Below are 13125 nucleotides of genomic sequence, written 5' to 3'. Positions count from 1 at the left end.
CTTCAACGCAAGGCATGTTTGAGGGGACATTGCGTCTTTTCCTGATATGGCTCGCTGCCGCACTGTTGATGGTGCCGGCTTCGCTTGCCGTCGCCCAGGATGTGGACGGCCTCGGCGAGCTGAAGCTTCCCGGAATTTCGGGCTATGCGCCTCCGAAAAGCGAGACGTCGCTGGCATTGGGCAACAGCGGGGCGATCACGCTGTCGGCGCAATTGACCGACAAGGGCGCCGACATCACGCGCGGCATAGTCTGGCGCGTCTTCAAACCCGAATCGGCTAGCGACGGCAAGCTGCCGATGGTCGCCTCCGCTCATGGCGGCACCGCCATATTCCAGCTCGAGCCGGGTTCGTATCTGGTCCACGCCTCCTACGGGCGGGCCGGCGCCACCAAGCGCATCACCGTCGGCAAGGAAGCCAAGCGCGAGAGCCTCGTGCTCGATGCCGGTGGCCTCAAGCTCGATGCCGTGCTGTCCGGCGGGGTACGCATACCGCCGAAGAAGCTGCGCTTCTCGATCTATGAGAGCCACGCCGCGGCCGATGGCGATCGCGCCCTGATCATACCCGATGTCGAGCCGAACAGCGTCGTGCGGCTCAATGCCGGCACCTACCACGTCGTGTCGACCTATGGCGCGGTGAACGCGGTCATCCGCTCCGACATCCGCGTCGAGGCCGGCAAGCTGACCGAAGCGACCGTCGAGCACCGTGCCGCCGAGATGACCATGAAGCTGGTGCGCGAACCAGGCGGCGAGGCTATCGCCGACACCTCCTGGTCGTTGCTCAATGAATCCGGCGATCCGATCAAGGAAACCGTCGGCGCCTTTGCCTCGATGGTGCTGGCCGAGGGCGACTACACCATCATCGCCAAGAACCGCGACCGCATCTACCAGAAGGATTTTACGGTGGTGGCTGGGCACAACCAGGACATCGAGGTTCTGGCCACCGAGGCTTCGGCCATCGATTCCGAGGAAGGCGCCGACTGAGGCGCGCCCCTCTAAGCTGCCTTGCGCATGCGTCGCGCCAGCGCATCGCCGACGCGCACGTCGATCGATTTGCCAGATAGGCGCGCGGCGTGACAGGCATATGAAAATGGCGGTGGATCGCTCCACCGCCATTCGTTGCTGGTCGGCTGGTTCAGGCCGCGCGGCGCTTGCGGTCGGGTGTCACCGCCTCATCGGCAAGCAGCTTCACGGCGGCTGCGAGGCCGAGTGATTCCTGGTCGCGCGACCCGAGACGACGGATATTGACCGTTTCTTCCTCGGCCTCGCGCTTGCCGCAGACGAGGATGACCGGGACCTTGGCCAGCGAATGCTCGCGGACCTTGTAGTTGATCTTCTCGTTGCGCAGATCGGCTTCGGCGATCAGCCCCGCCGCCTTCAGCTGCGCAACGACCTTTTGGGCGTAATCGTCGGCATCGGAAGTGATCGTCGCCACCACCACCTGCAGCGGCGCGAACCAGAGCGGGAAATGGCCGGAATAATTCTCGATCAGGATGCCGAGAAAACGCTCCATCGAGCCGCAGATGGCGCGATGCACCATCACCGGCTGCTTCTTTTCCGAATCCGAGCCGATGTAGAAGGCGCCGAACCGTTCCGGCAGGTTGAAATCAACCTGCGTGGTGCCGCATTGCCAGTCGCGGCCGATGGCGTCCTTCAGCACATATTCGAACTTCGGCCCGTAGAACGTGCCCTCACCCGGATTGACGCCCGTCTTGATCCGGTTGCCCGACCGCGCGGCGATCTTGTCGAGCACGTCCTGCAGCACGCCCTCGGCATGATCCCACATCGCGTCGGTGCCGACCCGTTTTTCGGGGCGGGTCGCCAGCTTGACGGTGATTTCGTCGAAGCCGAAATCGGCATAGGTCGAGAGGATCAGATCGTTGATCTTGATGCACTCGTCGGCGAGCTGTTCCTCGGTGCAGAAGATGTGCGCATCGTCCTGGGTAAAGCCGCGCACGCGCATCAGCCCGTGCAGCGCGCCGGACGGCTCATAGCGATGCACATTGCCGAATTCCGCAAGTTTTACCGGCAGATCGCGGTAGGATTTCAGCCCGTGCTTGAAGATTTGGACGTGACCGGGGCAGTTCATCGGCTTCAGCGCAAACACCCGGTCGTCGTCGGTGTCGTCGCCAGCAACCGTCACCTTGAACATGTTGTCCCGGTACCAGCCCCAGTGGCCCGACGTCTCCCACAGGCTCTTGTCGAGCACCTGCGGCGCGTTGACCTCCTGATAGCCCTGTTCGTCGAGGCGGCGACGCATGTAATTGACCAGGTTCTGGAACATCCTCCAGCCCTTGGCGTGCCAGAACACGACCCCGGGGCCCTCTTCCTGGAAGTGGAACAGGTCCATCTCACGGCCGAGCTTCCTGTGGTCGCGCTTCTCGGCCTCCTCCAGCATCGTCTGGTAGGCTTCGAGCTGCGCCTGGTCGGCCCAGGCCGTGCCGTAGATGCGCGTCAGCATCGGGTTGTTCGAATCGCCGCGCCAATAGGCGCCGGCGACCTTCATCAGCTTGAAGGCGTTGCCGATCTGGCCAGTCGAGGCCATATGCGGGCCGCGGCAAAGGTCGAACCAGTCGCCTTGTGCATAGATCTTGAGGTCCTGATCCTCGGGGATGGCGTCGATCAACTCAAGCTTGTAGCGCTCGCCCTTGTCGGCAAAGATCCTCTTCGCCTTTTCGCGCGACCAGACCTCTTGGGTGAACGGCTTGTTGCGCGCAATGATCTCGCGCATCTTCTTCTCGATCACCGGGAAATCGTCGGGCGTGAACGGCTCGTTGCGGGCAAAATCGTAGTAGAATCCGTTTTCGATCACCGGCCCGATGGTCACCTGCGTTCCCGGCCAAAGTTCCTGCACGGCTTCGGCCAGCACATGGGCTGCATCGTGGCGGATGAGCTCCAGCGCACGCGGGTCCTCGCGGGTGATGATCTCGACTTTGCCCGATCTGCCGATCGGGTCGGAAAGATCGCGCACTGTGCCGTCGATCGAATAGGCAACGGCCTTCTTGGCCAGCGACTTCGAGATCGATTCCGCCAGGCCGGCGCCGGTCATCGCCGCGTCGTAATCGCGAACGGAACCATCGGGAAATGTCAGGGAAACGGAATTCAGCATAAGATTCTCCTATCCAGTCCCGCAAACGAGCGCGGGTGGTGAAATGCATGTCGCCCAAGACTGCTTAGCGGTTTTGGGGCTACGACATGCATCAGTAAGAGCCGGATGCGTCCGGCGGCGAGCGGTCTTTTATGGGCAGTTTTCGGCGCCGTAAAGCCGGATGTAGGTCACCTGAGGAGATTCGGCAGATCTTTCAGGAACATCGCCCGCGTCTTGAGCCCCTTTGGCGTGTCGGCACGTTTCGTATCGACTACCAGGCGGGCAAAGACGATCTTGCGGGCATCGGTCTGCGCCCAGCCGACAAACCAGCCAAGCGAGCGCTTGTCGGCGCTGTCGCCGAGCCTGGTCGTTCCGGTCTTGCCCTGCACCGTCCAGCCGCCTGCCCGGAAGGTCGGGACAATCGCGCTGGTCATCGCATGGGCCTTGTCCGAGACCGGCAGTTTCCGCGCCAGCAGCTTGCGCAGGAAATCGACCTGCTCGACCGGCGATATCTTGAGCGAAGAATTCACCCAGGAATGGGTGGGGCCGTCATTCTTGCCGGCAGTGCCGGAGACTTCGGTGTTACCATAGTCCAATCTGGACACATAGCCGGCAAACTGTTTGCTGCCGAGCCGGCGCGTAATCTCGCGTGAGAACCAAAGGACCGAATCCCTTTCCCAGATCGTCGGGTCGACGGTCTTGCGGTCCCGTTTCGGGGCATTGAACTCTGCCTTGTACTCCCAGCTTGGCGTATGCTCGTCGCTCAGGATTCCAGCATCATAGCCGATCAGCGCCAGCGGAACCTTGAACGTCGAGGCGGGGCTGAAGCGCTGATCGCAGGTCCCTTGGCGATACAGCGTCTCGCCGCTTGCGGCGTCGACGATCAGCGTGCATTCGACGTCCCCGAGCGGCGCCGATTGCGCACGGATCGGAAAACCCATCAGCCACGCCAGGACATAGAGAACCACGGCGAAAACGAAGGGAAGACGATCTATCCGGCGCATTTGGTAATCTCTCCTGAAGGGTGTCAGGAGCGGCTTAGCGAGGTGTCTTGTCTCGATTTTGTCTCAAATGCGCTATGTCAGCGCAAGCTGCGGTTAACCCTAACAGATCGTAAAAAGCGATCCCTTTGTGCACCGCACAGCTGCGGTCAACTGTCCAGGTCGCCACGTTTTTTCCCGATCCGCCAGTACCGCCATGGCGTGAACCAGAGGTAGCGATCAGCCAGTGCCTCAGGCACCCGGTCGATGCCGTGCGTGCCGAACGGTCCGCAGCGCAGCACCCGGAAAAACCCCATCCAGCCGCCGGCCCACAGCCCGTGGCGGGCGATCGCTTCGTGCGCGTATTCGGAACAGGTCGGCAGATGCCGGCAGGAATTGCCGACGAAGCCGGACAGCGTCAGCTGGTAGAGTCGGACAAGCGACGTGCCGAAGACGCGGCCCGGCGTCTTGCGCCACGGGCCGGGCCAATTGCGTCCTTGTCGAATCGGTCTGGCGCCGTGCGCTTGCCGATGTTGGCCGACCACCGCAGTCTCCACATCGCGTTTCCCTACGCGATAGATGTGCGCATCGGGCCAGGAACGCAATGCCGTTCCGGCAATCCCGTCATGGCCTGGTACGGCGAACCGGGTAGCGGTCGGGCGTCGGCTTCCGACATACGGCGACGCTGGTCGGCGGCCTCTCCTCGCACCAATCCCTATGCGGTTTCTCGTCGTACCACTGAAACGTCGCGATCCGCACGACATCGCCCAGAATGTTGAGAAACTGGATCACGGCGGCACTCCTTGAGCACCGATTAGAGCGCCGCTGGCCTTGCTCTTCAAACGAGTATAACGTCCACGTCAGATAACTCTGAGTTATGCGAATGAAGCGCGGACACCTCCCCCTGACGGCTCTCAGAAGCTTCGAAGCAGCCGGTCGTCACCTGAGCTTCAGCCGTGCGGCCGAGGAGCTTTATGTTTCGCAGGCGGCGATCAGCCGACAGATCCGCGAGCTCGAAACCTTCCTGCGCCAACCTTTGTTCTTCCGCCATCATCGCCGCGTCGAGTTGACCGACACCGGCCGGCGGCTGCTCGATCAGTTGGTCAGAAGTTTCGAGGGCATCGACAGGCTGCTTTCGAAATTGACGGCAGCCCCGACGCAGTCCGTGGTACGTGTCAGCGTCGAGCCATCGCTTGCATCCGTATGGCTGGTGCCGCGGCTCAACCGGTTTCGCGAGTTGCGACCCGACATCGACGTTTCCCTTGAGGTCGACCCGAGGTTGATAGAGTTTCGCAGCGATCAGCCCGAACTTGCCCTACGTTTCAGTGCGCACGCCAACTCATGGCCACGCAGCGAAGCCGAACAGCTTGCCGCGGTCGTCGATTCCCCAGTTCTGTCGCCGGCACTCGGCCCAGCTCTGGAAAAGCCGATCGACCTTGGTCGCTATACATTGCTGCACGAAGAAAACCGTCAGGCTTGGGCGCGCTGGTTCGAAGCGGCGGGCGTGACGGCTGATGCCGTGCCTGCGCGCGGCCCGATGCTGGCCGATGCTTCGCTTTCAAAGCAGGCAGCCTTGCTTGGACATGGTGTCGCGCTGGGCGATCTTTTGCAGATCGGCGAAGAACTTGCGTCCGGCGCGCTGATCAAGCCTTTCGACATCGATGTCGCGTCGGGCGCCTATTGGCTAGTGGCCAGAAGGCTGAATGACCTTTCCGAGCCGGCCAGGGCTTTTGCCGACTGGGTCCGGGCGGAATTCGCCGAAAGCCGGCGTTTTCTCGCCAAAGTTTAAGCTGCCTCTTCCGCCCGCTTCTTCTCGATCTGGCCGATGGCATCGACCACTGCGTCGAAGGTCAGCATGGTCGAGGCGTGGCGCGCCTTGTAGTCGCGCACCGGTTCCAGGTATTTCAGGTCGGCGAAACGACCTTCGGGCGGCGGGCCATTTTCCTTCAGCATCTTCAGCATCGTCTCGCGCACGCTGCGCAATTCTTCGGCGCTGGCGCCGACGACATGCTGCGCCATGATCGACGACGACGCCTGGCCAAGCGCACAGGCCTTCACGTCATGCGCGAAATCGCTGACGACGCCATCATCCATCTTCAGATCGACGGTCACCGTCGAGCCGCACAGCTTGGAATGTGCTCGTGCGGTTGCGTCGGGCCGGTCGAGCCGGCCGATCCGTGCGATGTTTCCGGCAAAACCCAGAATTTTCGCATTGTAGACATCGTCGATCATATTTTTCCAATCCGTCGCCGCCCAGCGAACAGCGATTGCCGCTCTGGCGTCTTCCTTTCGCTCGGCACGAACATATATAATGGCGGTAGTCGGGTATCGACAAGGCGACCACAAACCTCGTCATGCCCAAATCTGTTCACGCCACTTACGGGCTGGAAACCGGGCGAGTTTCTGACACCCGAAAGGTCGTGGTCCGTTCAACTCGTTCCTCCTGAGAGAGGAACTACGGGAGACGCCTTTATGGACGCCGTTATCAAGAAACTCATGCCGCAGTCGGCCTATATGGAAAAGCCGGTCACCGACCGGCCAAGCGAGGCCGAAGTCGAAGCCGCGGTGCGCACCTTGCTGCGCTGGACCGGCGACAACCCTGACCGCGAGGGTCTGATCGACACGCCGAAGCGCGTCACTAAGGCGTTCCGCGAAATGTTCAACGGCTACGACATGTGTCCGGCCGAGGAACTCGGCCGCACCTTCGAGGAAGTCGCCGGCTACGATGACCTCGTGATCGTCAAGGACATCACGTTCCACTCGCATTGCGAGCACCACATGGTGCCGATCATCGGCAAGGCGCATGTCGGCTATCTGCCGGACGGCAAGGTCGTCGGCCTGTCCAAGATCGCCCGCGTCGTCGACATCTTCGCCCATCGTCTGCAGACCCAGGAAGCGATGACGGCGCAGATTGCCGGGGTCATCCAGGACGTGCTCAATCCGCGTGGCGTCGCCGTCATGCTCGAGGCCGAGCATATGTGCATGGCCATGCGCGGTATCCGCAAACAGGGCTCCACCACACTGACCTCGACCTTCACCGGCGTCTTCAAGGATACACCCGAAGAGCAGGTCCGCTTCGTCACCATGGTGCGCGGCGGCGGAACTGATCAGACCCGCCCCACCTTAGTTAAATAAGGACCGGCGAATGTCGGCATTGGAGTTCCCGAAAGCTCCCTCAGACAAGAAGGCGCTTGAGGAAGGCACGGTCCTTTCGCCGCGCTTCGATGCCGGCGGCCTCGTCACCGCCGTCGTCACCGATGCCGAAGACGGCATGCTGCTGATGGTCGCGCACATGAATGCCGAGGCGCTGGCGCTGACGCTCGAGACCGGCATCGCGCACTACTGGTCGCGTTCGCGCAACGCGCTGTGGAAGAAGGGCGAAACCTCGGGCAATGTCCAGGAGGTTGTCGAGATGCTCACGGATTGTGACCAGGACGCGATATGGTTGCGCGTCAAAGTGCTGGGTCACCAAGCAACTTGTCACACCGGCCGACGTTCATGCTTTTATCGGACGGTGGGGCTGAGCGATGGCAAAGGGACACTTGCCAGCGACGGCAGCAAGCCACTGTTCGATGCGGAAAAAACGTATCGAAAGCGCAATACACCATCAATATGAACCATTCGCAGCACTTCAGCCACGTATATTCATGATTTCGATACGGCCCGCCTATAGGATGGCCGTGGGACAAGGGAGATTGTGATGCTCGACTGGGCGTCATTGCGCAACAGACCTGACGTTCGGGAGGCCAATGGCCTCTCCTCGGCCGCGGGCGCATCCGAAACCAAATCTCCGGGCAAAACAGGGATTTCGCTGGCATTGGGCGGCGGCTGTGCGCGCGGCTGGGCGCATATCGGCGTGCTGCGCGCGCTTGACGAAGCCGGCATCGAAGTGTCGATGATCGCCGGCACCTCGATCGGCGCGCTGGTCGGCGGCTGCTATGTTGCCGGCAAGCTTGACGAGCTGGAAGAATTCGCGCGCAGCCTGACCAGGCGGCGCATTTTTGGCCTTCTCGACCTCAATCTACGCGGCAGCGGCCTGTTCGGTGGCATGAAGCTCGATGCGCGGCTGCGCGAGCACATAGCCGGCATCCGCTTCGAGGACCTGCCAAAACCATTCGTCTGCGTCGCTTCGGAAATCCGCACCGGCCATGAGATCTGGCTGTCGAGCGGCTCGTTGAGCACCGCAATGCGCGCCTCCTACGCGCTGCCCGGCGTGTTCGAGCCGGTCGCCTGCAATGGGCGTGTGCTGGTTGACGGCGCACTGGTCAATCCGGTGCCGGTCTCGGTCTGCCGTGCCTACGAGCAGCCGCTCGTGGTTGCGGTGAACCTTCACTACGATCTGTTCGGCCGCGCCGCGGTGATCAAGCACAATGCCGGCGAGCTGGTCATCGAGAAAGACGCGCCGAGGGCCGGCCACGCCGATCCCGAACGCCAGTCGCGCGAGACGCGGCTCGGCATTACCGGCGTCATGGTCGAGGCCTTCAACATCATCCAGGACCGCATTTCGCGCGCCAGGCTGGCCGGCGACCCGCCGGACATATCGCTGCAGCCGAAGCTCAGCCATATCGGCCTGACCGAATTCCACCGCGCCGACGAAGCGATCCGTATCGGCTACCAGGCAACGATGGCGCAGATCGGCGACCTGACCCGGCTGCAGACCGTCCTCGCTTAGGCAGGGCGGCAGCGAGCTCTCAGGCAAGCGCCGCGTCGACGATACGAAATTGCACCGTGCGGTTGCCGTTCCAGTGGTTGCCCGACAGCGAGCCGGCGACATGCACCGGCTTACCCCTGTTCTTGAACAGGAATTCGCCAAGAGCCGTGTCGACGGCGCGAAAGGCGATCGCCTGGATGCGGCCGCCACTTTCCGACTGCAGGTCGGCGCGGATATGGTTGCTGCCGACCGCCCGCGCATCGACAAGCCGGTGGCGCGGCAGCGCGAACACCGGCGCGACATGCCCGGCGCCGAACGGCCCTGCCCTCTCTAGTGCATCGAGCAGCCCAAGCGTGGCGCCCTCGGCGGCTAGCGCACCGTCGATCGCCAGGCTCTCCTCGCCTTGCAGCCGGAATACATCCACCGCCGCGCGTTCTTCGAAGAAAGCCCTGAGTTCGCCGAGCTTCGCCCGCTCGACAGTGATGCCGGCCGCCATTCCGTGGCCGCCGCCCTTGACGATCAGCCCGGCATCGGCGGCCTCGCGCACCAGCCGGCCGAGGTCGAATCCCGACACTGAACGGCCTGACCCCGTGCCGACACCATTGGCGTTGAAGGCGATGGCAAAGGCCGGCCGTCTTGCATGGTCCTTGAGCCGCGAGGCAAGCAGGCCGACAATGCCAGGATGCCAGTTGCTGCTGGCTGTGACCACGACGGCCGGACCATTGCCGCCGGCAAGCTCGGCATCGGCCTCTGAGCGCGCCGCGGCCAGCATCTCCTGCTCCATCGACTGCCGCTCCTGGTTGAGCCGATCCAGCGTCTCGGCGATGGTGCGGGCTTCGACCGGGTCGTCGGTTGCAAGCAGGCGGCTGCCAAGTGCTGCGTCGCCGATGCGCCCGCCGGCGTTGATGCGCGGACCGATCAGAAAGGCCAGATGGAAAGTGTTGATCGGCTCGCCGATACGCGAGACCCGCGCCAGTGCCGCCAGCCCTTCGTTCCTCTGCTGCCGCGCAACCTGCAGCCCCTTGACAACGAAGGCGCGGTTGATGCCGGTGAGCGGCACCACGTCGCAGACGGTGCCAAGCGCCACCAGATCGAGCAGGCCAAGCAGGTCCGGCGGTGCGGCATCCGGCAGGCGGCCGCGCAGGATCTTCGCGGTCTGCACCAGGCAAAGGAAGACGACACCGGCGGCACAAAGATGGCCTTGTCCGGAAAGGTCGTCCTCGCGATTGGGGTTGACGACCGCAGCCGCCGCCGGCAACGGCCCGCCGACCTGATGGTGATCGAGCACCGCGACGTCGGCGCCGGCGGCCTTCGCCGCGTCGATGGAAGCAGCACTATTGGTGCCGCAATCGACGGTGACGATCAGCGTCGCGCCGCGCGAAACGAGTTCGCGCATCGCTTCCGGATTGGGGCCGTAACCCTCGAAGATGCGGTCCGGTATGTAGATCTCCGACGGCACCGAGAAATGTGCGAGAAAGCGCTTGAGCAGCGCCGATGAGGCGGCGCCGTCGACATCGTAGTCGCCAAAGATCGCCACCTTTTCCCTGGCCATCACCGCCTGGGCGATGCGAGAGGCGGCCTTGTCCATGTCGGTCAGCGATGCCGGGTCGGGCAGCAGGTTGCGGATGGTCGGATCCAGAAACTGCTCGGTCTGCTCGGCGGTGACGCCACGCCCGGCCAGCACGCGTGCCACGATATCGGGCACGCCATACCCTTGCGCGATGGCGAGCGCGGCCATGTCCTGACGCTCGGTCAGCCGGTGTTCCCAGGAAACGCCGGCGGCCGATTGCCTGACATCGAGGAAAAAGCGTCTTTCCCCCGTCACGTGACGCGCCGTCTGCAATTTGTCATTGCGCACAGTATGCAACGGCTAACTGAGTCGAAATCAAAACTTTTCCAGATCCTGGTGCCTGGCCTTGATTTCGCGCACGGTCCGCGATGACGATCGCAGGACGATCGTGTGCGTGGTGATGAAATTGCGGCCGAACTTGACGCCGGCCAGCATATTGCCGTCGGTGACGCCGGTCGCGGCAAACAGCACGTCGCCGCGTGCCATGTCTTGCGTGTGGTAGATCCGGTTAGGGTCGGAGATGCCCATCTTGGCGGCGCGCGCCAGCTTTTCCGGCGTATCGAGGATCAACTTGCCCTGCATCTGGCCACCGGTGCAGCGCAAGGCGGCAGCTGCGAGCACGCCTTCCGGCGCGCCGCCGGTGCCGAGATAGATGTCGATGCCGGTCTCGTCCGGGTCGGTGGTATGGATGACCCCGGCGACATCACCGTCGCCGATCAGCCGGATCGCGGCGCCTGTCGCCCGCACGGCTTCGATCAAGGCGCCATGGCGCGGCCGGTCGAGGATGCAGGCGGTGATCTCTGCCACCGGCACGCCCTTGGCCCTGGCCAGGCTGGCGATGTTTTCGGCCGGCGAGGCATCGATGTCGATGATGCCGTCGGCATAGCCTGGGCCGATCGCGATCTTGTCCATATAGACGTCGGGCGCGAACAGAAGGCTGCCTTTTTCGGCAATGGCGATAACAGCCAATGCATTGGGCAGGTTCTTGGCGCAGATCGTCGTGCCTTCGAGCGGATCGAGCGCGATGTCGACAGCCGGGCCTTTGCCGGTACCGACCTCCTCGCCGATATAGAGCATCGGCGCCTCGTCGCGCTCGCCTTCGCCGATCACCACCGTGCCGTTGATGGCGAGACGGTTAAGCTCCTGCCGCATGGCGTCGACCGCGACCTGGTCGGCCGCCTTCTCGTCGCCGCGCCCGCGCAATCTGGCGGCCGCGACCGCGGCGCGTTCGGTGACGCGCACCAATTCCATGGTCAGTATCCGGTCGAGGCCGGCGACAATGTTCTGGGCCACATTCATCGATGGACAATCCTCGTTGGCACTTTGTTTTTATTATGCATGTCGTTGTCCCAAAACCGCTGCACACTTTTGGGCGACATGCATTAGCCTCCCGCCAGAGACGCGCTTCTTGTGTCAAAGCCCCGTGACAACAGCAAGACCTGCGCTGGACCTTTTTGAAAGCACAGCAATATCAATCGATTAAACGCAGAATGTGAGACTGCTATCCGGCCCGCTCGATGCGGATGACTTGCGGCTTGTCGGTCAGAAGGCTGTCCCTGGTGATGCCGTCAACCGCCTTGCGCACCGCCGCCTCGGTCGTCTCGTGGGTCACCAGGATGACGGTCTTCTGTGCCTCGGTTTCCGGCCCGGCGGCATGCTGGACGATCGATTCCAGCGAAATGTCGTTGTCGGCCATGCGCTTGGCTATTGCCGCGAAGACGCCGAGGCGGTCGTGTACGGTCAGCCGGATGAAATAACCGCCAGCATGGCTGCGCATCTGCGCTTTCTTGTAAGGCTTCAATTCCTTCGCCGGCCGGCCGAAGACCGGACCATGCTGGAAGCCAGGCCGGCTCTTGGCGATGTCGGCAATGTCGCCGATCACCGCCGACGCGGTGGCGTTGCCGCCGGCGCCAGGGCCGGAAAGCAGCAATTCGCCGAGGATGTCGGTTTCGATCGCCACCGCATTGGTGACGCCGTGCACCTGCGCGATGACCGAGGCCGTCGGCACCATGGTCGGGTGCACGCGCTGCTCGATGCCGCTTTCGGTGCGTTGGGCGACGCCAAGCAGCTTGATCCGGTAGCCGAGATCGCCGGCCGCGCGGATGTCGGCCTGGCTGATGTTGGAGATGCCTTCCATGTAGATATCGTTGGCGGCGATCCTCGTGCCGAAGGCAAGGCTGGTCAGGATCGACAGCTTGTGCGCGGTGTCGTGACCCTCGATGTCGAAGGTCGGGTCGGCTTCGGCATAGCCCAGCCGCTGCGCATCCTTCAGGCAGGCATCGAAAGACAGGCCCTCGGCTTCCATGCGCGTCAGAATGTAGTTGCAGGTACCGTTGAGGATGCCGAAAACGCGGGTCACCGAATTGCCGGCCATCGCCTCGCGCATTGTCTTGATAACCGGAATGCCGCCGGCCACCGCCGCCTCGTAATTGAGCAGCACGCCTTTCCTCTCGGCGATCTCGGCCAATGCCACCCCGTGTTTGGCAAGCAACGCCTTGTTTGCGGTGACGACATGGCGGCCGGCCTCGAGCGCCGCTTTGACGGACGAGTGTGATGGGCCTTCGTCGCCGCCGATCAGCTCGACGAACACGTCGATCTCGGCGGTCTGCGCCATCTTGACGGCGTCGTCGAACCACTGTGCTGTGCCAAGATCAACGCCGCGGTCGCGTTTGGGATCGCGGGCCGAAACCGCCGACACGACGATGTCGCGCCCGCACTGCCGCGTCAGTTCGGCCGCCTTGTCGCGTAGCACGCGGGCCACCGACGCACCGACGGTGCCGAGCCCGGCAATTCCAACACGCAACGCTTCAGCCATGTCCGGCGACGCCCCATTCAGTCGG

The 13125-nt window shown here is 63.1% G+C and carries 13 protein-coding genes; 5 read left to right on the top strand and 8 right to left on the bottom strand.

The window, feature by feature from the left end; genetic code table 11:
• The first annotated feature begins 14 nt into the window (after positions 1 to 14).
• The gene (locus NKI47_RS04950; protein WP_352587951.1) at positions 15 to 980 is read left to right on the top strand and encodes an RgsD C-terminal domain-containing protein; all 966 of its coding nucleotides are present in this window, start codon (positions 15 to 17) and stop codon (positions 978 to 980) included.
• Positions 981 to 1131: 151 nt separating this feature from the next.
• On the opposite strand, the gene thrS is transcribed toward NKI47_RS04950, so the two are convergent.
• From thrS to NKI47_RS04930, 4 genes are all read right to left on the bottom strand, one after another.
• Positions 1132 to 3105: a threonine--tRNA ligase gene (thrS, locus tag NKI47_RS04945; protein WP_352587949.1), complete on the bottom strand. Its 1974-nt coding sequence runs from the start codon at positions 3103 to 3105 to the stop codon at positions 1132 to 1134.
• A 167-nt stretch (positions 3106 to 3272) separates the two neighbouring features.
• On the bottom strand, positions 3273 to 4088 hold the full coding sequence (blaOXA, locus tag NKI47_RS04940) for a class D beta-lactamase (RefSeq protein ID WP_352587947.1): 816 nt from the start codon (positions 4086 to 4088) through the stop codon (positions 3273 to 3275).
• A gap of 146 nt (positions 4089 to 4234) precedes the next feature.
• Complete coding sequence (gene yidD / locus NKI47_RS04935) at positions 4235 to 4609, bottom strand: membrane protein insertion efficiency factor YidD (RefSeq protein WP_352454656.1); 375 nt, start codon at positions 4607 to 4609, stop codon at positions 4235 to 4237.
• Between the two features lie 79 nt (positions 4610 to 4688).
• Positions 4689 to 4856, bottom strand: coding sequence for a hypothetical protein (locus NKI47_RS04930; protein WP_198023609.1), 168 nt, complete (start codon positions 4854 to 4856; stop codon positions 4689 to 4691).
• A gap of 91 nt (positions 4857 to 4947) precedes the next feature.
• On the opposite strand from NKI47_RS04930, the gene NKI47_RS04925 reads away from it, so the two are divergent.
• A complete protein-coding gene (locus tag NKI47_RS04925; RefSeq protein ID WP_352587944.1) occupies positions 4948 to 5853 on the top strand; it encodes a LysR substrate-binding domain-containing protein in 906 nt (301 codons plus the stop codon).
• On the opposite strand, the gene NKI47_RS04920 is transcribed toward NKI47_RS04925, so the two are convergent.
• Entirely contained in the window at positions 5850 to 6296 is a 447-nt protein-coding gene (locus NKI47_RS04920; RefSeq protein WP_023678879.1) for an iron-sulfur cluster assembly scaffold protein, read from the bottom strand. The two genes, NKI47_RS04925 and NKI47_RS04920, sit on opposite strands and share 4 nt — an antisense overlap.
• A 240-nt stretch (positions 6297 to 6536) precedes the next feature.
• Between NKI47_RS04920 and folE the strand changes: the two genes are divergently transcribed.
• From folE to NKI47_RS04905, 3 genes are all read left to right on the top strand, one after another.
• Positions 6537 to 7199, top strand: a complete 663-nt coding sequence (folE, locus tag NKI47_RS04915) for a GTP cyclohydrolase I FolE (RefSeq protein WP_023678880.1) — start codon at positions 6537 to 6539, stop codon at positions 7197 to 7199.
• Positions 7200 to 7209: 10 nt separating this feature from the next.
• The gene (gene hisI, locus NKI47_RS04910; protein WP_352568834.1) at positions 7210 to 7680 is read left to right on the top strand and encodes a phosphoribosyl-AMP cyclohydrolase; all 471 of its coding nucleotides are present in this window, start codon (positions 7210 to 7212) and stop codon (positions 7678 to 7680) included.
• Positions 7681 to 7764: 84 nt separating this feature from the next.
• Positions 7765 to 8736 carry a patatin family protein gene (locus NKI47_RS04905; RefSeq protein ID WP_023678882.1) on the top strand — a complete coding sequence of 324 codons (972 nt, stop codon included), beginning with the start codon at positions 7765 to 7767 and terminating at the stop codon, positions 8734 to 8736.
• 19 nt (positions 8737 to 8755) lie between these two features.
• Here the strand turns inward: NKI47_RS04905 and recJ are convergent, their stop codons facing one another.
• The 3 genes from recJ to NKI47_RS04890 form a co-directional block, all read right to left on the bottom strand.
• On the bottom strand, positions 8756 to 10540 hold the full coding sequence (recJ, locus tag NKI47_RS04900; RefSeq protein ID WP_352587940.1) for a single-stranded-DNA-specific exonuclease RecJ: 1785 nt from the start codon (positions 10538 to 10540) through the stop codon (positions 8756 to 8758).
• Positions 10541 to 10600: 60 nt separating this feature from the next.
• Entirely contained in the window at positions 10601 to 11584 is a 984-nt protein-coding gene (glpX, locus tag NKI47_RS04895) for a class II fructose-bisphosphatase (protein WP_352587937.1), read from the bottom strand.
• A gap of 202 nt (positions 11585 to 11786) precedes the next feature.
• Entirely contained in the window at positions 11787 to 13100 is a 1314-nt protein-coding gene (locus NKI47_RS04890) for a homoserine dehydrogenase (protein WP_352587934.1), read from the bottom strand.
• Between the last annotated feature and the right edge of the window lie 25 nt (positions 13101 to 13125).

The sequence above is a fragment of the Mesorhizobium sp. M0633 genome, assembly GCF_040320645.1.
In the GTDB taxonomy this organism is placed as follows: domain Bacteria; phylum Pseudomonadota; class Alphaproteobacteria; order Rhizobiales; family Rhizobiaceae; genus Mesorhizobium.
The sequence above is the reverse complement of the archived record's forward strand: the minus strand, read 5'-3'. Positions and strand labels throughout refer to the sequence as shown.

Excerpts from the sequence above, each read along its gene's own strand:
- NKI47_RS04925 (WP_352587944.1), top strand. The coding sequence starts at position 4,948 with ATGAAGCGCGGACACCTCCCCCTGACGGCTCTCAGAAGCTTCGAAGCA.
- folE (WP_023678880.1), top strand. The coding sequence starts at position 6,537 with ATGGACGCCGTTATCAAGAAACTCATGCCGCAGTCGGCCTATATGGAA.
- NKI47_RS04920 (WP_023678879.1), bottom strand. The coding sequence starts at position 6,296 with ATGATCGACGATGTCTACAATGCGAAAATTCTGGGTTTTGCCGGAAAC.
- thrS (WP_352587949.1), bottom strand. The coding sequence starts at position 3,105 with ATGCTGAATTCCGTTTCCCTGACATTTCCCGATGGTTCCGTTCGCGAT.
- NKI47_RS04905 (WP_023678882.1), top strand. The coding sequence starts at position 7,765 with ATGCTCGACTGGGCGTCATTGCGCAACAGACCTGACGTTCGGGAGGCC.
- NKI47_RS04890 (WP_352587934.1), bottom strand. The coding sequence starts at position 13,100 with ATGGCTGAAGCGTTGCGTGTTGGAATTGCCGGGCTCGGCACCGTCGGT.
- glpX (WP_352587937.1), bottom strand. The coding sequence starts at position 11,584 with ATGAATGTGGCCCAGAACATTGTCGCCGGCCTCGACCGGATACTGACC.
- blaOXA (WP_352587947.1), bottom strand. The coding sequence starts at position 4,088 with ATGCGCCGGATAGATCGTCTTCCCTTCGTTTTCGCCGTGGTTCTCTAT.
- hisI (WP_352568834.1), top strand. The coding sequence starts at position 7,210 with ATGTCGGCATTGGAGTTCCCGAAAGCTCCCTCAGACAAGAAGGCGCTT.
- NKI47_RS04950 (WP_352587951.1), top strand. The coding sequence starts at position 15 with ATGTTTGAGGGGACATTGCGTCTTTTCCTGATATGGCTCGCTGCCGCA.